Source organism: Mycobacterium sp., assembly GCF_036488105.1.
Lineage (GTDB): Bacteria > Actinomycetota > Actinomycetes > Mycobacteriales > Mycobacteriaceae > Mycobacterium.
Map to the genome: position 1 here is coordinate 1 of NZ_DASXHW010000252.1, position 20,588 is coordinate 20,588.

Genomic DNA, 20,588 nt, shown 5'->3' on the forward strand with positions numbered 1-20,588 from the left:
GTCGCCGGTTCGAGTCCGGCCATCGCTACAAGACAACAACGAACGAAAACCCGAAAAGAGAACCGACGTGGCCTCCAGTACCGACGTACGGCCCAAGATCACCTTGGCGTGCGAGGTGTGCAAGCACCGCAACTACATCACCAAGAAGAACCGCCGCAACGACCCTGACCGGCTGGAGCTGAAGAAGTTTTGCCCGAACTGTGGCAAACACCAGGCTCACCGCGAGACACGCTGACACAGCCCGTCAGCTATCTATTGAGACTGACTAGGTAGGTTCAAGAGTCGTGTCGCTGGGTCAGCATGCCCTCGGAAAGCGCTTCCGCTACCCCGATTACTACATCGTGGAACGGGAAAAGATTCGCGAGTACGCGGTCGCGGTCAAAAACGATGACCCCCCCTTTCACGAGGATAAGGCTGCCGAAGAGCTGGGCTACGACGGCCTGATCGCGCCGCTGACCTTCATCTCGGTGTTTGGTTATAAGGCCGTGGAGGCATTCTTCGCGTGGGCCAACATCGCTACCAACGACGCCCAGGTCGTGCAGGTCGACCAGGCGCTGAAATTTTTCGCACCGATCACGGTGGGAGATCGGCTGTATTGCGATGTGGAGATCGAGTCGGTCCGACGCGCCCACGGCACCGACATCATCATGACGAAGCAAACCATCACCAACGACGCTGGTGACGTAGTTCAGGAGACCTATACGACCTTGGCGGGTCGTGCAGGTGACGAAGGAGAAGAGGGTTTCCGAGATGCCACTGCGTGAGTTCGATTCGGTCAAGGTGGGTGACCAACTTCCCGAGAAGATCTACCCGCTGACCCGCCAGGATTTGGTGAACTATGCGGGCGTCTCCGGCGATCTGAACCCAATTCACTGGGATGACGAAATCGCCAAGGTCGTGGGACTCGACACCGCGATCGCGCACGGCATGCTGACCATGGGCCTGGGCGGCGGCTTCGTCACGTCGTGGGTCGGTGATCCCGGGGCGGTCACCGAGTACAACGTGCGGTTCACCGCGGTGGTGCCAGTGCCCAACGACGGCAAGGGCGCCGAGATCGTGTTCACCGGCAGGGTGAAGTCGGTAGATCCGGACAGCAAGTCGGTGACGATCGCGTTGACCGCCACCACCGACGGAAAGAAGATCTTCGGTCGGGCGATCGCATCAGCGAAGCTGGCGTAACCGGTGGCGATCAACAGCGACATCCTTGGAATGGTGTGGCACTACCCGGACAGCTACGTGGTGGGCCGCGAGAAGGTGCGCGAATTCGCCAAGGCGGTCAAGGCCGACGACCCCGCCTGCCTGGATGAAAAGGCCGCCGCCGAACTCGGGTACGACGCCCTGGTCGCGCCGCCGACTTTCGTGACGATCCTTGGGCAACTGGTGCAGGCGGACTTCATGCGCAGCGTCGACACCGGTTACGACACCATGCAGATCGTCCAGGTCGACCAGCGGTTCGTCTACTACAAGCCGATCGCCGCCGGCGACGTGCTGCACGCCAAGATGGAAATTCACTCGGTCACCGAACGATTCGGCGCCGACATCGTCGTCACCAAGAACACTTGCACCAACGACGCCGGCGAGGTCGTGTTGGAGGCATACACCACGGTGATGGGTCACGAAGGCGACGACTCCGTCAACCTCAAGTGGGACGTGGAGAGCGGGCAGGTCGTCAGGACGGCGTGATTAGTACCTGACAGCTGCTCCGTTGTACACTCGGACCTCGGGGTTTTCCCAGTACCAGCGTGTTTTTCCCTTCAGTTGGCGAGCGCGCGCGTCGGGTAGGGCCCGACACGCGCAGGTTGGCCTGCCAACCAGCGAAGGGGCGTAGCTCAACTGGCAGAGCAGCGGTCTCCAAAACCGCAGGTTGCAGGTTCAAGTCCTGTCGCCCCTGCAATGGTGGACACTGGAAGGTGACCACCACGCACACGATTGAACGAAGGAGCGTGCGGTGAGCGACGAACACGTCGATACCGACGCCGCAGCCGACGGCGGCGGAGCCGACGACCCGCAGGGCGGTCGGACGGCTGTGGCGACGCCACAGCGACCCACCGGCAAGCGGTCCCGTCAACGGGCCGACGCCGCGGACGGCACTGACGCATCCGGCGCCGTCGAACTCACCGAGAGCGACGCCGACGACAAGAAGGCCAAGAAGGCCAAGAAGACCCGCAAGTCAGACGAGCCGTCGAGCAACCCGTTCGTCTTCGTCTTCAACTACCTCAAGCAGGTCGTCGCCGAGCTGCGCAAGGTCATCTGGCCCAACCGCAAGCAGATGGGCTCGTACACCTCGGTGGTGTTGGCGTTCCTGGTGTTCATGGTGACGTTGATCGGCCTGGTGGATCTGGGCTTGGCCAAGCTGGTGCTGTGGGTGTTCGGCTGACGCCGCCACGAGCTGACAGATAAGGGAAGGACCCATAAACCGTGACTACCTCCAACGGCGATCTGCCGGTGGCTGAGACGGTCGACATCGAAGCTGCGTTGCAAGAAGTGACCGCTGACGATGCACCGGAGACGGCCAGCGCCGAGCCGGTGGCCGACGAGGCCGCTGAGGCGCCCGCCGCACCCGAGGAACCGGCTGAGCCCGAAGAGATCGACCCGGCCGCCGCGCTGAAGGCCGAGCTGCGCTCCAAGCCAGGCGACTGGTACGTCATCCACTCCTACGCCGGTTACGAGAACAAGGTGAAAGCCAACCTCGAGACCCGTGTGCAGAACCTGGACGTCGGCGACTACATCTTCCAGGTGGAAGTCCCCACCGAAGAGGTCACCGAGATCAAGAACGGCCAGCGCAAGCAGGTCAACCGCAAGGTGCTGCCGGGCTACATCCTGGTGCGGATGGACCTGACCGACGACTCGTGGTCCGCGGTGCGTAACACCCCGGGCGTCACCGGATTCGTCGGCGCGACGTCTCGCCCCTCGGCGCTCGCGCTCGACGACGTGGTGAAGTTCCTGCTTCCGCAGGGTGCGGCAAAGAAGGCGGTCAAGGGCGCCGCGAGCACCGCGTCCGCCGGGGTTGAGCTGGAGCGTCCGGTGATCGAGGTCGACTATTCCGTCGGCGAGTCGGTCACCGTCATGGACGGACCGTTCGCCACGCTGCCGGCGACGATCAACGAGGTCAACGCCGAACAACAGAAACTCAAGGTGCTGGTGTCCATCTTCGGCCGCGAAACACCTGTCGAACTGGGCTTCACCCAGGTCTCCAAGATTTAGCTAGGAAGGAACACCAACACTCATGGCCCCGAAAAAGAAGGCCGTCGGGCTGATCAAGCTTCAGATCAAGGCCGGCGAAGCCAACCCCGCCCCGCCGGTCGGTCCGGCACTCGGGCAGCACGGCGTCAACATCATGGAGTTCTGCAAGGCATACAACGCCGCGACGGACTCCCAGCGCGGCAATGTCATCCCGGTGGAGATCACCGTCTACGAGGACCGCAGCTTCACGTTCGCGCTGAAGACGCCGCCGGCCGCCAGGCTGCTGCTCAAGGCCGCGAATGTGGCCAAGGGCTCGGCCGAACCGCATGTCACCAAGGTCGCCAAGGTCACCTGGGATCAGGTCCGCGAGATCGCCGAGACCAAGAAGGCCGACCTCAACGCCAACGACATCGACGCGGCCGCCAAGATCATCGCCGGGACCGCCCGGTCGATGGGGATCACCGTCGAATAGACGGCTCCCCGTGGGAGGGCCAGCTTCGGCCCGCTACAACAACCACGACCCAACGCCAGATTGGATTAATCGAATGAGCAAGAACAGCAAGGCATATCGCGCCGCCCTCGAGAAGGTGGACCGCGACAGCCTCTACACCCCGTTGCAGGCCGCCAAGCTGGCCAAGGAGACGTCGTCGACCAAGCAGGACTCGACCGTCGAGGTGGCCATCCGACTCGGGGTGGACCCGCGCAAGGCCGACCAGATGGTCCGCGGGACGGTCAACCTCCCGCACGGCACCGGTAAGACCGCCCGGGTCGCGGTGTTCGCGGTCGGCGAAAAGGCCGACGAGGCCACCGCCGCCGGCGCCGACGTGGTGGGTAGCGACGACCTGATCGAAAAGATCCAGGGCGGCTTCCTCGACTTCGACGCGGCGATCGCCACACCCGACCAGATGGCCAAGGTCGGCCGGATCGCGCGGATCCTCGGGCCGCGTGGCCTGATGCCCAACCCCAAGACCGGCACCGTCACCCAGGACATCACCAAGGCGGTGAACGACATCAAGGGCGGCAAGATCAACTTCCGGATCGACAAGCAGGCCAACCTGCACTTCGTGATCGGCAAGGCGTCCTTCGACGAAAAGCAACTCGTGGAGAACTACGGCGCGGCGCTCGACGAGGTGCTGCGGCACAAGCCGTCGTCGTCCAAAGGCCGCTACCTGAAGAAGATCACGGTCTCGACGACCACCGGACCGGGCATCCCGGTCGACCCGGCGGTCATCCGAAACTTCTCCGAAGCGTAAGCAAGTCCGCCATCCACGTCGGGTGCTGACGGCGAACAGCACTCTCATCTCTTAGAATTCCCGTCATGCTAGGTGCCTCAGAAAACGACGGCAATCGGGTGCACCGGCTTGAGTTGACTGACTACCTCGACGTAGATGGCGGCATTGTGCTGCCAGAGGGCGCCAACGTGGTGAGTTTTCTGGACCGCCACATCGCTGAGATCGGCGATGCCGTCGCGTACCGCTACCTCGACTACAGCCAGCACGCCGACGGCAAGATGATCGAGTTGACCTGGGCTGAGCTGGGCACCCGGCTGCGGGCCATCGGTGCTCGCCTGCAGCAGATCACCTCCAAGGGTGATCGGGTGGCGATCTTGGCGCCGCAGGGCATCGACTACATCGTCGGCTTCTTCGCCGCGATCAAGGCCGGCGACATCGCCGTGCCGCTGTTCGCGCCGGAATTTCCGGGTCACGCCGAGCGCCTCGACGCGGTGCTGGGCGACGCCAGGCCGTCGGTGGTGCTGACGACGGCTGCCGCGGCCGCGGCGGTTCAGGAGTTTGTCCGCTCGCTGCCACGCGCCGACCGGCCCCGGGTCATCGCGATCGACGAAGTTCCCGACTCGGTGGGTATTACGTTCGCCCCGGTACAGCTGGACACCGACGACATCGCCTACCTTCAATACACCTCGGGGTCCACGCGATCCCCGGTAGGTGTGGAGATCACCCATCGCGCGATCGGCACCAACGTGCTGCAGATGGTGATCTCGACCGGTATCGACTGGGACATCCGCAGCGTCAGCTGGTTGCCGCTCTACCACGACATGGGCCTGCTGATGATCGTCTGCGTGGCGGTATTCGGCACGCAGGTCACGCTCATGTCGCCGGTCGCCTTCGTCCGGAGGCCGCAACGGTGGATCCGCCAACTGGCAGCGGAGTCCAAGCACGGCCCCACCTTCGCCGCGGCCCCGAACTTCGCTTTCGAGCTGGCCGTCGAGCGCGGGCTGCCCGATGACGGCGAGGACCTCGACCTGACGAATGTGGTGTCGCTGATCAATGGCTCCGAACCGGTGCGAATCGGCTCGATCGAGAAGTTCAACGCGGCCTTCGCCCCGTATGGGCTGCCGAGCACGGCGGTCAAGCCGTCCTACGGGATGGCCGAGGCCACCCTTTTCGTCTCGACCATCGACCTGTCCGCCGGGCCGTCGGTTGTCTACCTGGACCGCGAGCAGCTGGGCGCGGGGCGCGCGGTTCGGGTCGCCCGCGACGCGCCCAACGCCATCTCGCAGGTTTCTTGCGGCCGGGTCGCCCGCAGTCAATGGGGCGTCATCGTCGACACCGACAACGAGGTGGAAGTAGCCGATGGCGAGGTCGGTGAAATCTGGTTGCACGGCAACAACATTGGCCGTGGCTACTGGTCACGCCCCGCAGAAACCGAGCAGGTGTTCGGCAACAAGCTGCAGCGTCGATTGCAGGTAGGTAGCCATGCTGACGGGGCGCCGAGCGAAGCCACCTGGCTGCGGACCGGGGATCTCGGCGTCTATCTGGACGGTGAGCTCTACATCACCGGCCGCATCAAAGATCTGATCATCGTGGATGGCCGCAACCACTATCCGCAAGATATCGAGGCCACCACGGCCGAGGCGTCGCCCAAGGTGCGAGCGGGGTTTGTCGCAGCGTTTTCGGTGTCGGCGCACGAGGTACCGGGATCGCCCGCAGATGAGGTCGGCGAACGCGTCGTGATCGTCGCCGAACGAGCACCGGGCGCCGGCCGGGGTGATCTGCAACCGGTCATCGATGACATCCGCGCGGCGGTATCACGTCGGCACAGCCTGCCGCTGGCCGACGTGCTGCTGGTCGCGGCCGGCGTCATCCCGCGAACCACCAGCGGCAAGCTGGCGCGGCAGGCGTGCCGGGCGCTGTATCTCAACGGCGAGTTGGGCGTACGCGGCCGTTCCTGATCGATCGTTATCCGCCGCACTCGGCGATCCGACGGCGCAGATAGTCGCGACCTGGCTCGGAACCGTTGGACGCCAACGCCTCTCGGTACCAGCCGAGGGCGTCGTCGCGTCGTCCTGCGCGCCGTAGCAGGTCCGCGCGTACCGACGCGACGAGGTTGGATCGGGCCAGACGCGGGTCGTGGGCGACCTTCTCCAGCGCGGCCAGCCCGGCGTCCGGGCCGTCACGGAAACCCACCGCCAGGGCCCGGTTCGCACGCACCACCGGCGAATCGGTCATCGCCGACAACTTGTCGTAGGCCACGCAAATCGTGCGCCAGTCGGTCTGCTCCCACGACGTCGCCGTCGCGTGCAGTGCGGCGATCACCGCCTGCGGCAGGTAAGGGCCGGTCGAACCCTGTGCCAACCGAAGCCGGTCCAGGCCGCGGGCCATCCGGCCGCGGTCCCAGCGGCCGCGGTCCTGCTCCTCGAGCGGCACCAGCGCACCGTCGGCGTCCACCCGGGTAGCTCGTCGCGAATCATGCAGCAGCACCAGGGCCGCCAGCGCGTGAGCTTCCAACTCGGTTGGCATCAGGGTGCACAGCTCGGAGGCCAGCCGGACTCCTTCGTCGCACAATTCGTCGCGGATCGCCGACGGTCCGGCCGTCGACCAGTAGCCCTCGGTAAACACCGAATAGATGCAGCTGAGCACATGCGGTGTGCGCTCGGGCAATAGTTCGGCCGGCGGCACCCGCAACGGGATGTTCGCGTGCCGGACCTTGGCCTTCGCCCGGGTAATACGTTGTCCGACAGCCGTTTCAGACTGCAGCAGCGCGCGGGCGATCTCGGCGACGGTAAGGCCGGACACCAAGCGCAGCGTCAGCGCCAGCTGTGACAATCGATCCAGAGCCGGGTGCGCGCAGGTGAACATCATCCGCAGCTCGTCGTCGCGCACCGGGTGGACGTCCACGTCGGTGCGCGCCCGGATGTCGTCGACCACCGCCGCCAATTCCTTTCCCGGGCGCACTGACTCGCGACGCAATCGGTCGCGGGCGCGGTTGCGCGCTACGGTCAGCACCCATCCGCCGGGGTTGTCCGGCACGCCGTCGCGCGGCCATGCCCGCAGCGCCTCGGCGAATGCCTCCTGGACGGCGTCCTCGGCGACGGTGAGATCACCCGACCACCGGGCCAGCGCGGCCACGGCCGGGCCCCACTCCCGCCGAAAGACGCCGTCCAGGTTGACCATTCGTGGGCTAGAGCCCCGAAACCCCAGCCAACTGCCGGACCTCGACAGCCGAAGCGGGAATCATCGATGCCAACTTGACGGCCTCGTCGCGGTCGGCGGCTGAGAGCAGGTAGACGCCCGTGGCGATCTCGGCGCTCTCCGCGAACGGCCCGTCGGTGAGCAGCACCTGGCCGTCGCGAACCCGCACCGTCGTCGCCGTCGCCGGCTCGTGCAAAGCCGCCCCGCCGACGATGTGATCGCCCGCCGCAGCGGCGAATTCACCGTGCCGCCCCGCTTCGGCCTCCCACTCCGGTGTGCCGGGGGTGTTGACCGCCGCCGGCGGCTCGAGCAGCAGCGCCAGCCACTGGGCGCCGGGACGTGACCACTCGGAGTCAATGGTGTGGAAGATCGGCCGGACTTCTACCGCGCCGCGTTTGGCAGCAGGGACGTCGCGCGCGAGCGCCAGGGCGTCGTCGAGGTTCTCGGCTTCGAATACGTAGTAACCACCGGCGACCTCGGCCGATTCGGCGAACGGGCCGTCGGTGACGATTGGTGCGTCGGGGCCGCCGCTGATGCGCACTCCATCGGCGGCGGACATCAATGCGTCGCCGGCGCGAATCGCCGGCCCGGCCTTCGCGTGGAAGCTCTGGTAGGCCGCCATCTCGGTGGCACGCTCGTCAGGCGTGAGTTCCGGCTCTTGGCCGATCAACAAAGCGAGGTACTGCATCGTCGTCACCTCCGGTAGTGAGCAGAACCCTATGTTCCACTCTCTACCCGTCCGACGAACGGCGCGACCGGTATCCGACAGCCGCGGAGAAAAAAACTTACGCTGCGGCCCCGGGCTTGAGGTAGGTGACCAGGCTGACGTCGATGACTTCCTCGGTGAAGTAGCGCTCGCAGCCGCGCAGGTATCTCATGTAGCGCTCGTAGACCTCTTCGGACTGGATCGCAATGGCCTTGTCTTTGTTGGCCTCCAGCGCGTCACCCCACAGATGCAGGGTCTTGATGTAGCTATCCCGCAGTGAAAGCGGTTCGGGCACAACAAAACCCGCCTTTTCACCGTGCTCGACCATCATGCCGGTGGACGGCAGGCGACCGCCCGGGAAGATCTCGGTGAGGATGAACTTGATGAACCGCGCCGTTTCGAAAGTGATTTTCTTGCCGCGGGCGTTCAGGTCGTAGGGGTGATAGGCCACACTGCTCTGCACGGTCATCCGCCCGTCCTCGGGCATGATGTTGAACGCGTTTTTGAAGTAGTGGTCGTAGTTCTCGAAGCCGAAGTGCTCGAACGCCTCGATGGAGACGATCCGGTCGACGGGATCGCTGAAATCCTCCCAGCCCCGCAGCAACACCTGCCGTGAACGGTCGGTGTCCAGACCGTCCAATACCTGCTGGGCCCGGGCGTGCTGGTTCTTGGACAACGTCAGGCCGATCACGTTGACGTCGTACTTCTCGACGGCCCGCTTCATCGTGGTGCCCCAGCCGCAGCCAATGTCGAGCAGTGTCATGCCCGGCTTGAGGTCCAACTTGTCGAGGTTCAGATCGACCTTGGCGATCTGGGCTTCCTCCAGTGACTGGTCGTCACGCGTGAAGTAGGCACTGCTGTAGGTCCGCGTCGGGTCCTGGAACAGTCCGAAGAAGTCATCGGACAGGTCGTAGTGCGCCTGGATGTCCTCCGGACGCGTCCGTGTCTGCGTTAAACCTTGCTTCTCAGGCATCAGCGTGTGTTAACCCTTCCTACTGCCCAGTGTGTTACCCACCCAGGGTGCGAGAGCACCATACCCGGGTCTATCTGACGCCGGAGTAACAACGTCGTTGTCCATTGTGCGGCCGGCGATCACTTTTCCAGGGTGAATTGGTTGACGTCGATGTATCCGATTCGGAATCCGTTGGCGCAACCGGTCAAATAATGCGTGTAACGGTCGTACATCTCCTGGGACTGGATCCTGATGGCTTCGTCCTTGTGCTCCTCCAGCGCCGCGGACCAGTGATCGAGGGTCTTGGCGTAGTGCGGCTGCAGTGACTGCCGGCGGGTAAGCGTGAAGCCCCCCTTCGAAGACCGGTCTTCCACCATCTCGATCGACGGCAACCGGCCACCGGGGAAGATCTCGGTGATGATGAATTTCATGAACCGGGCCAGCTCGAACGTCAACGGCATGCCGCGTGCGGTCATCTGCTGGGGCGTCAGGCCGGTGATCGTGTGCAGCAACATCACGCCGTCGTCGGGCAGGGCGTCGTGGGCCATCTGGAAGAACTCGTCGTAGCGGTCGTGTCCGAAGTGCTCGAACGCGCCGATCGAGACGATCCGGTCCACCGGCTGGTCGAACTCTTCCCAGCCGGCCAGCCGGATCTCCTTGGTGCGCGGGCTGTCCATCTCATCCAGCGTCTTCTGCACGTAGCCGGCCTGGTTCTTGGACAGCGTCAGGCCGATGACGTTCACGTCGTACTTCTCGACCGCGCGGCGCATCGTGCTGCCCCAGCCGCAGCCGACGTCGAGCAACGTCATCCCGGGTTCCAGGCCGAGCTTGCCCAGGGCCAGGTCGACCTTGGCCTGCTGAGCTTCCTCCAGCGTCATGTCGTCGCGTTCGAAGTAGGCGCAGCTGTAGGTCTGGCTCGGGTCGAGGAACAGCCGGAAGAACTCGTCAGACAGGTCGTAGTGGGCCTGGACGTCCTCGAAATGCGGCCTGAGCTTTTCGGCCATCGCGCAACGCGCCTTCCTGGATTTTTCTTGCACGCCCGCCCGTGCTGGGTATGGCGCCACCCGCCCCCGGTAATCCACCGGCAATGTTAGTCGATCGGCCTGGTCAGGCCGAATCGCAAAACCGCTCGCCCGCCGGTCAGCCTTGCGCGAAATTCGCCGTGAGCTCGCCGGTTATCCGGTCCCACAGCTCCTCGGGCAGGTCGTGGCCCATGCCGTCGAACAACGTCAGGCGAGCGCCCGGGATCGCGCGGGCGACCACCCGGCCGCCGAACGGCCGCTGCAACTTGTCGGCCTTGCCGTGCAGGACCACGGTCGGCGCGGTGATCTGCCGGTCGTATCGGGCCAGGCTGCCGCTGGCCATGATCGCGCTGAAATGCCGGGCCGTTCCCCACGGGTAATAGCAGCGCTCGTAGGCCTGGATCGCGTCGTCGCGCAGCCGCTGTTCGGGGGCCGGGTAGCGCGGGCTGCCGATGATCCGCCACACCTTCACCGAGTAGTCGGCGATCACGTTGATCGGTGAATTGGGCGACGGGCCTCTGAGCACCGCGAACAGGGCCTTCGGGTGCGGCGGCGGCAACAACGGCTGGTTGTTGCTGGAGAAGATCACCGCCAGCGAGCGGGTCCGCTGGGCGAACCGCGCCGCGAAGATCTGGGCGATCATGCCGCCCATCGACGCGCCGACGATGTGGGCGCGGTCGATGCCGAGGTGATCGAGCAGCGCGGACGCGTCATCGGCCATGTCCTCGAGCCGGTAGTCGCCGGGGCCGGGAATGCCCAGCCAGAACTTGAGCATGCTCTGGATCATCGCCCCGCCGTTGCCGCGCCGTTCGGTCTTGCTGGACAGGCCGACGTCGCGGTTGTCGTAGCGGATCACCCGCAGACCCTGCGCGACGAGCTTTTCGCAGAACCCGTCGCGCCACAGCAACAGCTGCGAGCCCAGGCCCATGATCAGCAGGACGGCCGGATCGGTCGGCTCGCCCATATCCTCGTAGTAAATGTCCAAATCGCCCGAACGTGCTGTGCCGGTGCGGATTTGCATAAGTTGAACCTCTTAGACCTCTATGTCGGAGTTGTTGTGCTCGCGAGCAACTTCGACCATGAAGTTGGCGAAGTAGCCGGTGAGTTGCGGGTCGGACATCATCTGCCACTTCGGCGCCAACAGCTTCATGTAGCGCTCCACGTAGAGGAACTGCTTGCCGATCAGCACCAGCTCGCGCGGCAGCTTGACGTCGTAGGCGTCGGCAAGAGTGGACAGCTGCTTGCCGATGTCGGCGTAGGACAGCTCGCCCAGGGTCGACATCGTCAGCGGGGTGGCGAACTTCTCCAGGTCCTTCGCGGCCTCAGCCTCCGGCCGCATGGTGCCGACGGCTCCCATCAGCACGACGATCTTGCCGGCGGCCGCGTGGTCCTTCTTCACCAGCAGCGCGTGCACCAGTTCGCGCAACAGCCAGCGGGTGCGCGGATCGATGCGGCCCATGATGCCGAAGTCGAAGAACACGATGCGGCCCTGATCGTCGACATACAGGTTGCCGGCGTGCAGGTCACCGTGGAACAGGCCGTGTCGCAGGCCGCCCTCGAACAGGCTGAACAGCAGGGCCTTGACCAGCTCGGTGCCGTCGAATCCGGCCTTGCGGATGGCGGCGACGTCGTCGATGCGAATGCCCTGCACCCGCTCCATCGTCAGCACCTTCTCGGTGGTGTAGTCCCAGTACACCTGCGGCACCCGGATGTTCTTGCCCAGTGGCGACGCGTGCAGGTGCGAGACCCAGGCGTCCATCGACTGCGCCTCGAGGCGGAAGTTCAGCTCCTCGGCCAGGTTGTCGCTGAAGTCGGCGACCACGTCTTGGGCGGACAGCCGGCGGCCCAGCTTGGCCAGTTCCACGGCTTGGGCAAAGCGCTTGAGGATCTGCAGGTCGGCGGCCACCCGGCGACGGATACCCGGCCGCTGGATCTTGACCACGACCTCCTCGCCGCTGTGCAGGGTGGCGTAGTGCACCTGGGCGATGGACGCCGACGCGAACGGCTCCTCGTCGAAGCTGGCGAACAGCTCCGACGGATCACCGCCGAGCTCCTCGGCGAACAGCTTGTGCACCTGGCCTGTGTCTGCCGGCGGCACCCGGTCGAGCAGGCCGCGGAATTCCCGGGACAGCTGTTCGCCGAAGGCGCCCGGGCTGGACGCGATGATCTGCCCGAATTTGACGTAGGTGGGGCCCAGATCGGAGAAGGTCTGCGGGAGCTGCTTGATGACCTTTTGTTGCGTCGGACCCTTGGTCGGCAGCTTGGTGAGGATGCGAGCGGCGGTGCGGGTGAGCTGCCAACCCGTCACGCCGAAGCGGGCCGCCTCGACCGGCAACGGAACCCGGTCGAGCTTGGCTACCTCGCGGTGGTTGTTGGAACTCATAGCTGCAGTGTCTCAAATCGGTGTTGGCAAGTCCCAATTCCTGTGAGCCCGCTCACTGGATGGGCGCTCTGGCAAAGTTCTCGGTCAGGGTCTCGACGAGCGGGCGCCACACCGGTTCAGGGAGGTCATGGCCCATGCCGTCGATGACGACGAACCGGGCGCCGGGGATGGCCGCGGCGACCCCGCGGCCGTTGCGCGGCCGCACCATCGGGTCGCGCGAACCGTGCAGCACCACCGTCGGCGCGGTGATCGCCTTGCTGTACGCCAGCAGGCTGCCGGTGCCCAGTACGGCGTCGAACTGGCGCAGCATGCCGGGCGGATAGTTGGACCGCTCGGTGAGCTGCTGGACGCGCTTGCGCAGTTCCGCCTCGGACGGCAGGAAGTTGGGGCCGTTGAACACCGCGATGTTGCGGACCTCGAAGGCCAGCTTGTCCTCGTCGGACGCGTCGCCGCTGGGCCCGCCGAACGCCAGCCGGATCACCCGCCAGGCCGGCAACCGGGAGAACGGCTTGCCGGTGGTGGACATGATGATGGCCAGCGAGGCCACCCGCTGCGGCTCGCTGGCGGCCAGGATCTGCGCGATCATCCCGCCCATCGAGGCGCCGACGACGTGTGCCCGCTCGATGCCGAGGTGATCGAGCAGCGCGACCACGTCGCGCGTCATGTCGACCAGCGTGTAGGGCACCTGGCTGCCACGGCCGAGCAGATAGCGCCCCACCCGTCGATACACCGCGCCCTCGGCGCGCATCCCGTGCATCTTGGCCGACAGCCCGGTGTCGCGGTGGTCGAACCGGATCACCCGGTACCCCGCGTCGACGAGCCGCTCGCAGAAGCCGTCGGGCCACATCGGCAGCTGGGCGCCCAGCCCCATGATCAGCAGGACGGCCGGATCGTTGGGGTCGCCGAGGTCTTCGTAATACAGCTCGACGGCGCCGTCTCCGGTGTCGCTGTCCCGGCGGGCCAGGCCGCTACGGGTTTGCACCGGGCCGCTCCGGCTTTTTCCACGGCTGAACCCAGCCGTCGATCGCCCACCCCTCCAGGCCGGCCAGCAGTTCGTACATGGTGGCGCCGTCGATGCTCTCGCGGATGATGTCGGCGTGGCCGGAATGCCGGGTCAGCTCGTTGATCACGTGCAGGATCACCCACCGGACCGACCAGTCCTTGACGCCCTTCGGGAACCATGGAATATCTTGTGGGACCGGTACTTTCGCACCCAGGTCGGCGGTGTCGACCAGGTGCAGCGAGTTGGCGTTCTCGGCCTCGAGCGTTTTCAGCAGTCCATCGAGCGTCTCGTCGGCCCGCATCGTGTGCTGATCGGCGTAGTCCTTGGCGACCTGGTCGAACGGTCGCGGATCGCGCGGCGGGGCATCCGGCGCGGCGGCCACCCGCGCCATCCAGGTGCGCTGCATGGCGGCGGCGTGCTTCACGAGCCCGCCGATCGACAACGCGCTGACCGTCGGCGTCATGCGGGCCTGCTCGTCGGTCAGGCCGTAGGCCACCGCGAAAAACGCGCTCTGGTGGTAGGCGAGGTATTCGCGCAAGGCGCTGCGTTCGTCGGCGACAGGCGGGGCGAGGGCGGGCATAAGCAGTCCTTTCTGTTGGGTCGGTGCGAGTCTTTCAGTAGTACCGGACAGTTCCTGTCCTATAACTACGGCACAGTGGTGGCATGGCGGAGACGACCGGGCGGGTGCTGCAATTGCTGGGCCTGCTGCAGTCACGGCGAGTGTGGACGGGTGACGACCTGGCGGAGCGCCTGGGCGTCACCACCCGCAGCGTCCGGCGTGATGTCGAGCGGTTACGCGACCTGGGGTATCCGGTGCGAGCCAGCAGGGGCCACGGCGGCGGCTACCAGCTTGGCGCCGGCGCAGCGCTGCCGCCGCTACTGCTCGATGCGGACGAGGCGGTGGCGATGGCGGTGTGTCTGCGGCTAGCTGCCGGCGGCAGCGTGGCCGGTGTCGCGGAATCGGCGGTGCGGATGTTGAGCAAGCTCGACCAGGTGATGCCGGGGCGGCTGCGCTCGCAGGTCTCGGCGGTGCATGAGGCGACGGTCACGCTTGCGCCGCAGGCGGAGTCGCCGGTGCGGCCAGAGGTGTTGATGACGCTGGCCCGGGCGTGCCGCGACCACGAGCATGTGGAGGCCGACTACACCGATCGGGCGGGAGCGACCACCCAGCGACGGCTCGAGCCCTACCAGTTGGTCACCACAGGGCGCCGCTGGTATCTGCTCGCCTACGACCGGGACCGAACCGACTGGCGCAGTTTGCGGCTCGACCGGATGGCCTCGGTGCGCGCCCGAGGCTCCAGGTTCACACCGCGGCAGGCGCCGGACGCCGCCTCGTATGTACGAAAAGCGATCAGCGCCTCGCCGTACCGATACCTGGCACGAGTGCGCTACAACATGCCGGAAGAGACTGTGGCGCAGTATTTTTCGGCTGCTTCAGCCAGCGTAGAACCGGATGGTGACAACGCCTGCGTGGTCACCGCGGGCGGCGACGACCCGGAACGGATGGTGCTGTATTTCGCCATGGTGGGCGCCGAATTCGAGGTACTGGAACCGCCGGAGGTGATCACCGCCGCACGAGCGGTGAGCGTACGGCTCCAACGTGCCGCTGCACTGCTCACGCGGTGATACCGAGCCGATCGACGAGCAGCAGAAACGCCGCCGCAAAGTGGTTGTCGGCGGTACTCGTCCGCACCTTTTTCCAGTCCACCTGTTCGCGGATGGCCCGTACCGATGACAGCAACGGCCCGAAGTCGCAGTAATGTTCGTGCAGCGCCAGCAGCTTCTGGATCACCACCTGCGTCGCGGACAGCACCGGCATCCGGACTGCCAAAACGTCTCTCTCCTCAGCGGAACGAATCAGGGCCGCGTCGACCGGCACACTGTTGACCCGGTACAGCACATCGAGGACGGCACCGTCAGTCGACGCCTTGAATAGCCAGTCCTCAGGAGTTTTTTCGACCGTGAACCCGGCTGCCGACAGCGTTGCGAGCGCCGCGTCGGCGTCCGGTTCGGCCACCACGAAGTCGACGTCGTGCACAGGTTCGGGCGCGCCGTGCACCCACAGCGCATAGCTGCCGGCAAGCGCGAATTCAGGGCCATGCGCCTTGAGCGCCGAGGCCGCGCGCCGCAGTACTTCGCGGAGCTCGTCGTTGCGGGGGAACACCGATGATCCGTTGGCCGCCATGGTGGTAGGTAATACCCATGCGGATGGCAACCTTCAACATCCTGCACGGCCGCAGCGTCGACGACGGTGAGGTCGACGTTGGACGGCTGGCTGACTGCGTGCGGCAATTGGACGCCGACGTGCTGGCGCTGCAGGAGGTCGACTGCGACCAGCCCCGGTCGGCGATGGCCGATCTCACCGCCGTCGCGGCCGAGGCGATGGGCGCAGTCAGCCACCGATTCGTCGCCGCCATTTCCGGAACGCCGGGCGCGACCTGGATGGCCGCGACCGGGCGAGAGCAGCCCGGTACGGCCAGCTACGGGATCGCGTTGCTGTCCCGATTCGAAGCGCTGACCTGGCAGGTGGTGCGGCTGCCGCGGATTCCGATGCCGTTCCCGATGTATCTGCCCGGGCCGAGCCGGGTGCAGGTCGTCGACGAAGAGCCCCGCGCCGCGGTGCTGGCCCGGCTCGACACCGACCTGGGTCCGCTGACGGTGGCCAACACGCATCTGTCGTTCGTTCCCGGCTGGAACCGCGTGCAGCTGCGTCGGCTGGCCCGCGATCTGCATGGATTCGCGGGGCCCCGCGTGCTGATGGGTGACCTCAACATGAGCCCACCGACGCCGCAACGCTGGACCAGGATGCGGCCGCTGGCCACCGCGCAAACGTTTCCGATCGGCAGCCCCGACCGTCAGCTCGACCACATCTTGACCGACGACGCCGGACTGGTAGCCGACGCGTGCTCGGCTCCGTCGCTGTCGATCTCGGATCATCGGCCGCTGATCATCGACGTGTCGCGTCAGTGACGCCGCGTGCGGCCCGTCGCGGCCGTAGGGTGCGGGAATGCGGGTGACTTCGGCGGAGTCGACGGAGCTTTTCGTGGGCCCGCCGGACGCGCCGCTGCAGCTGGTTCGGGTGACGGTCAGCGGGATCACCGAGCCCACAACGGTTCGGGTCGACGGCGACGGCCTGAGCGGGGAGGCGGTGGGCCGGGACGTCATCGAGGTGCCGGTTGCCGTCGAGCATCCGGTCGTCGGCCAGCGACGGGCCGGGCAGGTCCATCTCGCGGGCAGCGCGACGCCGTTCGACTTCGTTGTCGCCGAGCCCGGCTGGACGATGTTCATGATCAGCCACTTCCACTACGACCCGGTGTGGTGGAACACCCAGGGCGCCTACACCAGCCTCTGGACCGAAGACCCGCCCGGAAAAGCCCGTCAGGCCAACGCTTTCGAGCTGGTTCGCGCGCACCTGGAAATGGCTCGCCGTGAACCCGAATACAAGTTCGTGCTCGCCGAAGTGGACTACCTCAAGCCCTACTGGGACACCCATCCGGAAGACCGCGCCGACCTGCGCCGGCTGATGGCGCAGGGCCGGGTGGAGATCATGGGTGGCACCTATAACGAACCCAACACCAACCTCACCAGCCCGGAAACTACAATCCGAAACCTGGTGCACGGCATTGGTTTTCAGCGCGATGTCCTCGGGGGTGACCCGACCACCGCGTGGCAGCTCGACGTGTTCGGCCACGACCCGCAATTTCCCGGCATGGCCGCCGACGCCGGGCTGACGTCCAGTTCGTGGGCCCGCGGCCCGCACCACCAGTGGGGCCCGATGCACAACGAGGGCGGCGTGGCGGGCATGCAGTTCAGCAGCGAATTCGAATGGATCTCGCCGTCGGGCCGCGGACTGTTGACCCACTACATGCCCGCGCACTATTCGGCCGGCTGGTGGATGGACGATTCGACCACGGTGACCGAAGCCGAGCAGGCCGCCTACGAGTTGTTCGCGGAGCTGAAGAAGGTCGCGCTGACCCGCAACGTGTTGTTGCCCGTCGGCACCGACTACACGCCACCGAACAAGTGGGTCACCGAGATTCATCGTGACTGGGCGTCGCGGTACACCTGGCCGCGGTTCGTCTGCGCGCTGCCGCGTGAGTTCTTCGGCGCGGTGCGCGCCGAGTTGGACGCCCGCGCCGAGGCGCCGTCGCCGCAGACTCGCGACATGAACCCGATCTACACCGGCAAGGACGTGTCGTTCATCGACACCAAACAGGCCAACCGGGCCGCCGAGGATGCGGTGCTGGACGCGGAGAAGTTCGCGGTGTTCGCCGGTCTGCTCGCCGGCGCCGACTACCCGCAGGCCGCGTTGGCCAAGGCATGGGTGCAGTTGGCCTACGGCGCGCACCACGACGCCATCACCGGCTCGGAATCCGACCAGGTCTACCTCGACCTGCTGACCGGATGGCGCGACGCGTGGGAGCTCGGCCGCGCGGCCCGGGACAACTCGCTGGCGCTGTTGTCCAGCGCGGTCGACGGCGAGGTGGTCGTGTGGAATACGTTGACGCACAATCGGACCGACATCGTCACTGCCCGTTTCGAGAAGCCGATCGGTGCCAAGGTGCAGGTGCTGGATCACGACGGCGGCGCGCTGCCCGCGGTGGTCGAGCACGGTGGACGAACGGTCAGCTGGCTGGCCCGCGACGTGCCGTCACTGGGCTGGCGGGCCTACCAGCTGGTTGCCGCAGACTCCGACAGCGGTTGGGAGTCGTTGGCGGGCAAGGAAATAGCCAACGAGCATTACCGGTTGGCGGTCGATCCCGACCGCGGCGGCGGGGTGACCTCGCTGGTGCGCGACGGCAACCAGCTGATCGGCGAGGGCCGAGTCGGCAACGAGCTGGCCGTCTACGAGGAATACCCGGCGCATCCGACCGGCGGCGAAGGTCCCTGGCACCTGCTGCCCAAGGGGCCGGTCGTCGGCTCGTCGGAAACGTCGGCGGAGGTACACGCCCACCGCAGCCCGCTGGGCCAGCGGATAGTCGTGCACGGCCGGATCGGTGACACGCTGCGCTACACCCAGACGCTGACGTTGTGGCGCGGCGTCGACCGAGTCGACTGCGCCACCACCATCGACGACTTCATCGGCGAGGACCGAATGCTACGGCTGCGCTGGCCGTGTCCGGTGCCGGGTGCGATGCCGGTCAGCGAAGTCGGTGACGCCGTGGTCGGTCGCGGTTTTGCGTTGCTGCACAACGACTCTGGATCGGTGGACACCGCCGAGCATCCGTGGACGCTGGACAACCCGGCCTACGGCTGGTTCGGGTTGTCGTCGGCGGCCAGGGTGCGCGTCGGAGACGGCGTGCGTGCGGTGTCGGTGGCCGAAGTCGTCGCCCCGACCGAGCCGATGGGCGGCCGGCTGGCGCGCGACCTGCTGGTGGGGCTGGTGCGGGCCGGCGTCACGGCGACCTGCAGCAGCGCCGACAAGCCGCGCTACGGGCACCTCGGCGTCGACTCCAACCTGCCCGATACCCGAGTAGCGCTGGGCGGCCCGGATCAGAACGCGTTCACCAGTTCGGTGTTGGCGGCCGCCGATCCGGCCTACGCCCGCGAGGTCGACAAGCAGCTCGCCAACACCGGGCAGGCCAGAGTGTGGGTGCCCGCCTCAGCGCCGTTGGCGGAAGGCTGGATTCCTTCGGCCGACCTGCGCGACGCGCGGGCGCTGCCGGTGCTGGTGATCGCCGGGAGCGACGAGGGGCACCTGGTAAAGGCGATCGCGTCGGTGGCCGACGACCTCGCCGATGCCGAGATCGTCGTCACGCAGCACGCTCCGTCGGGGCTGCGACGTTTTGAATCGCGCACGGTCGCACTATGCAACCGCGGGGTGCCCAGCTTCGCCGTCGAGACCGACGGAACGCTGCACACCGCGCTGATGCGATCGTGCACCGGCTGGCCGTCCGGTATCTGGATCGACGAGCCGCGGCGCACCGCGCCTGACGGCTCCAACTTCCAATTGCAGCACTGGACACACGTTTTCGACTATGCGCTGGTCTGCGGCCCCGGTGACTGGCGGCACGCCGACGTCCCGGACCGCAGCGCCGAGTTCTCCCATCCACTGCAGGCGGTGACGGCGTCGGGATCGCTCGGCGGGCTGCCCGCGACCGGCTCACTGCTGCAGGTCGAGCCCTGCGGAGCGGTGCAGTTGGGCACGCTCAAAGCGGCGGGCAACCCGCTGGCGCACGGCAGCGCCCACCCGGTCGACGTCGGCCACGTGGCCATCAGGCTGGTCGAAACCCGTGGCGGTGACGCCGATGTCGTCGTGCGCTCGCCACTGGGCACGGTGTCGGAGCTGCGGGCGGCCGACCTGCTGGAGCAGGCGGAAGGTCTAAAACACCTCACCACGTTGCACGGCCACCAGATCGGCACCGCGCTGGCGCGACTCGACCTGCCACGCCTGCTGGACGCCGAAAATGCCGCGCTGGCACCGGATTCCGAAACCGCCCAACCGCTGTACGCCCGATACTGGCTGCACAACCGCGGACCGGCGCCGCTGGGCGGGCTGCCCGTCGTCGCCCACGTCCATCCGCACCAACTTACCGCCGCGGCAGGCTCCGACGTGACGCTGCGCCTGACGGTGGCCAGCGACAGCAGCGACGCAACGCTGTCGGGGACCGTGACGGTGGTCTGTCCGCCCGGATGGTCGGCCACCCCGGCCGCGTTGCCGTTCACGCTGGATGCCGGCGAACATCTGGAAGCCGACGTGATGGTGAAGTCGCCGGCGGGCGCCAAGCACGGCGCCTATCCGGTTCGTGCGCAGTTGGAGGTCACCGGCACCAAGGTCCCGGCGGCCTGGCGTCAGGTGGTCGAAGACGTCGTCCTGGTCTCGGTCGGCGGGGCGGATGACGGCGGTCTGGTCTACCTGACTGAGGAGCCAGCCGATGTCGTTGTGGCCGCTGGGAATTCGGCTCGGCT

General features: G+C 66.4%; 21 protein-coding genes and 1 tRNA gene. 13 read left to right on the plus strand and 9 right to left on the minus strand.

The features are described 5' to 3' along the window. Window positions 1-67 precede the first annotated feature (67 nt). The 10 genes from rpmG (at window position 68) to VGH54_RS13045 (ending at window position 6,373) form a co-directional block, all read left to right on the plus strand. Window positions 68-235, plus strand: coding sequence for a 50S ribosomal protein L33 (gene rpmG / locus VGH54_RS13000; protein WP_003898538.1), 168 nt, complete (start codon window positions 68-70; stop codon window positions 233-235). A gap of 49 nt (window positions 236-284) precedes the next feature. Then, window positions 285-764, plus strand: coding sequence for a (3R)-hydroxyacyl-ACP dehydratase subunit HadA (gene hadA / locus VGH54_RS13005; protein ID WP_331512415.1), 480 nt, complete (start codon window positions 285-287; stop codon window positions 762-764). Continuing rightward, window positions 751-1,179, plus strand: coding sequence for a (3R)-hydroxyacyl-ACP dehydratase subunit HadB (gene hadB / locus VGH54_RS13010; RefSeq protein ID WP_331512416.1), 429 nt, complete (start codon window positions 751-753; stop codon window positions 1,177-1,179). The genes hadA and hadB overlap by 14 nt, the downstream gene beginning before the upstream one ends. A 3-nt stretch (window positions 1,180-1,182) precedes the next feature. After that, window positions 1,183-1,683: a (3R)-hydroxyacyl-ACP dehydratase subunit HadC gene (gene hadC / locus VGH54_RS13015; RefSeq protein WP_331512417.1), complete on the plus strand. Its 501-nt coding sequence runs from the start codon at window positions 1,183-1,185 to the stop codon at window positions 1,681-1,683. A 135-nt stretch (window positions 1,684-1,818) separates the two neighbouring features. Further along, window positions 1,819-1,891, plus strand: a tRNA-Trp gene (locus VGH54_RS13020). A gap of 57 nt (window positions 1,892-1,948) precedes the next feature. Continuing rightward, the gene (secE, locus tag VGH54_RS13025) at window positions 1,949-2,377 is read left to right on the plus strand and encodes a preprotein translocase subunit SecE (RefSeq protein ID WP_331512418.1); all 429 of its coding nucleotides are present in this window, start codon (window positions 1,949-1,951) and stop codon (window positions 2,375-2,377) included. Between the two features lie 98 nt (window positions 2,378-2,475). Then, complete coding sequence (nusG, locus tag VGH54_RS13030; RefSeq protein ID WP_414688698.1) at window positions 2,476-3,204, plus strand: transcription termination/antitermination protein NusG; 729 nt, start codon at window positions 2,476-2,478, stop codon at window positions 3,202-3,204. A gap of 22 nt (window positions 3,205-3,226) precedes the next feature. Beyond that, window positions 3,227-3,655, plus strand: a complete 429-nt coding sequence (gene rplK, locus VGH54_RS13035; RefSeq protein WP_331512420.1) for a 50S ribosomal protein L11 — start codon at window positions 3,227-3,229, stop codon at window positions 3,653-3,655. Window positions 3,656-3,728: 73 nt separating this feature from the next. Further along, window positions 3,729-4,436 (plus strand): 50S ribosomal protein L1, encoded by a 708-nt coding sequence (gene rplA / locus VGH54_RS13040; protein ID WP_331512421.1) that lies wholly within the window; start codon window positions 3,729-3,731, stop codon window positions 4,434-4,436. Between the two features lie 65 nt (window positions 4,437-4,501). Continuing rightward, window positions 4,502-6,373: a fatty acyl-AMP ligase gene (locus VGH54_RS13045; protein ID WP_331512422.1), complete on the plus strand. Its 1,872-nt coding sequence runs from the start codon at window positions 4,502-4,504 to the stop codon at window positions 6,371-6,373. A gap of 7 nt (window positions 6,374-6,380) precedes the next feature. Here VGH54_RS13045 and VGH54_RS13050 read toward each other — a convergent pair whose 3' ends face one another. The 8 genes from VGH54_RS13050 to VGH54_RS13085 all read right to left on the minus strand — a co-directional run bounded on the left by VGH54_RS13050 (window position 6,381) and on the right by VGH54_RS13085 (window position 14,259). Next, window positions 6,381-7,595 (minus strand): RNA polymerase sigma factor, encoded by a 1,215-nt coding sequence (locus VGH54_RS13050; RefSeq protein WP_331512423.1) that lies wholly within the window; start codon window positions 7,593-7,595, stop codon window positions 6,381-6,383. A 7-nt stretch (window positions 7,596-7,602) separates the two neighbouring features. Continuing rightward, window positions 7,603-8,301: a YciI family protein gene (locus VGH54_RS13055; protein ID WP_331512424.1), complete on the minus strand. Its 699-nt coding sequence runs from the start codon at window positions 8,299-8,301 to the stop codon at window positions 7,603-7,605. A 97-nt stretch (window positions 8,302-8,398) separates the two neighbouring features. After that, window positions 8,399-9,292, minus strand: coding sequence for a hydroxymycolate synthase MmaA4 (gene mmaA4 / locus VGH54_RS13060; protein WP_331512425.1), 894 nt, complete (start codon window positions 9,290-9,292; stop codon window positions 8,399-8,401). Window positions 9,293-9,411: 119 nt separating this feature from the next. Next, entirely contained in the window at window positions 9,412-10,275 is an 864-nt protein-coding gene (locus VGH54_RS13065) for a cyclopropane mycolic acid synthase family methyltransferase (protein ID WP_331512426.1), read from the minus strand. Window positions 10,276-10,411: 136 nt separating this feature from the next. Continuing rightward, window positions 10,412-11,314: an alpha/beta hydrolase gene (locus VGH54_RS13070; RefSeq protein WP_331512428.1), complete on the minus strand. Its 903-nt coding sequence runs from the start codon at window positions 11,312-11,314 to the stop codon at window positions 10,412-10,414. A gap of 12 nt (window positions 11,315-11,326) precedes the next feature. Beyond that, window positions 11,327-12,676 (minus strand): AarF/ABC1/UbiB kinase family protein, encoded by a 1,350-nt coding sequence (locus VGH54_RS13075; RefSeq protein WP_331512429.1) that lies wholly within the window; start codon window positions 12,674-12,676, stop codon window positions 11,327-11,329. Window positions 12,677-12,728: 52 nt separating this feature from the next. Then, complete coding sequence (locus VGH54_RS13080) at window positions 12,729-13,658, minus strand: alpha/beta fold hydrolase (protein ID WP_331512430.1); 930 nt, start codon at window positions 13,656-13,658, stop codon at window positions 12,729-12,731. Next, complete coding sequence (locus VGH54_RS13085) at window positions 13,645-14,259, minus strand: DinB family protein (RefSeq protein ID WP_331512431.1); 615 nt, start codon at window positions 14,257-14,259, stop codon at window positions 13,645-13,647. The genes VGH54_RS13080 and VGH54_RS13085 overlap by 14 nt, the downstream gene beginning before the upstream one ends. 83 nt (window positions 14,260-14,342) lie before the next feature. Between VGH54_RS13085 and VGH54_RS13090 the strand changes: the two genes are divergently transcribed. Further along, window positions 14,343-15,305, plus strand: coding sequence for a YafY family protein (locus VGH54_RS13090; protein WP_331512432.1), 963 nt, complete (start codon window positions 14,343-14,345; stop codon window positions 15,303-15,305). Here VGH54_RS13090 and VGH54_RS13095 read toward each other — a convergent pair. Next, window positions 15,295-15,864 (minus strand): hypothetical protein, encoded by a 570-nt coding sequence (locus VGH54_RS13095; RefSeq protein ID WP_331512433.1) that lies wholly within the window; start codon window positions 15,862-15,864, stop codon window positions 15,295-15,297. The two genes, VGH54_RS13090 and VGH54_RS13095, sit on opposite strands and share 11 nt — an antisense overlap. 17 nt (window positions 15,865-15,881) lie before the next feature. Here VGH54_RS13095 and VGH54_RS13100 point away from each other — a divergent pair, with 17 nt between their 5' ends. Both VGH54_RS13100 and VGH54_RS13105 read left to right on the plus strand, forming a co-directional pair. Beyond that, complete coding sequence (locus VGH54_RS13100) at window positions 15,882-16,649, plus strand: endonuclease/exonuclease/phosphatase family protein (RefSeq protein ID WP_331512434.1); 768 nt, start codon at window positions 15,882-15,884, stop codon at window positions 16,647-16,649. A gap of 37 nt (window positions 16,650-16,686) precedes the next feature. Continuing rightward, on the plus strand, window positions 16,687-20,588 hold a 3,902-nt coding region (locus VGH54_RS13105), incomplete at its 3' end, for an NEW3 domain-containing protein (RefSeq protein WP_331512435.1).

Coding starts and splice junctions, on each gene's coding strand:
- hadB (WP_331512416.1), top strand. CDS start 751: ATGCCACTGCGTGAGTTCGATTCGGTCAAGGTGGGTGACCAACTTCCC.
- rplK (WP_331512420.1), top strand. CDS start 3,227: ATGGCCCCGAAAAAGAAGGCCGTCGGGCTGATCAAGCTTCAGATCAAG.
- rplA (WP_331512421.1), top strand. CDS start 3,729: ATGAGCAAGAACAGCAAGGCATATCGCGCCGCCCTCGAGAAGGTGGAC.
- VGH54_RS13045 (WP_331512422.1), top strand. CDS start 4,502: ATGCTAGGTGCCTCAGAAAACGACGGCAATCGGGTGCACCGGCTTGAG.
- VGH54_RS13050 (WP_331512423.1), bottom strand. CDS start 7,595: ATGGTCAACCTGGACGGCGTCTTTCGGCGGGAGTGGGGCCCGGCCGTG.
- VGH54_RS13055 (WP_331512424.1), bottom strand. CDS start 8,301: ATGCAGTACCTCGCTTTGTTGATCGGCCAAGAGCCGGAACTCACGCCT.
- mmaA4 (WP_331512425.1), bottom strand. CDS start 9,292: ATGCCTGAGAAGCAAGGTTTAACGCAGACACGGACGCGTCCGGAGGAC.
- VGH54_RS13065 (WP_331512426.1), bottom strand. CDS start 10,275: ATGGCCGAAAAGCTCAGGCCGCATTTCGAGGACGTCCAGGCCCACTAC.
- VGH54_RS13070 (WP_331512428.1), bottom strand. CDS start 11,314: ATGCAAATCCGCACCGGCACAGCACGTTCGGGCGATTTGGACATTTAC.
- VGH54_RS13075 (WP_331512429.1), bottom strand. CDS start 12,676: ATGAGTTCCAACAACCACCGCGAGGTAGCCAAGCTCGACCGGGTTCCG.
- VGH54_RS13085 (WP_331512431.1), bottom strand. CDS start 14,259: ATGCCCGCCCTCGCCCCGCCTGTCGCCGACGAACGCAGCGCCTTGCGC.
- VGH54_RS13090 (WP_331512432.1), top strand. CDS start 14,343: ATGGCGGAGACGACCGGGCGGGTGCTGCAATTGCTGGGCCTGCTGCAG.
- VGH54_RS13095 (WP_331512433.1), bottom strand. CDS start 15,864: ATGGCGGCCAACGGATCATCGGTGTTCCCCCGCAACGACGAGCTCCGC.
- VGH54_RS13100 (WP_331512434.1), top strand. CDS start 15,882: ATGCGGATGGCAACCTTCAACATCCTGCACGGCCGCAGCGTCGACGAC.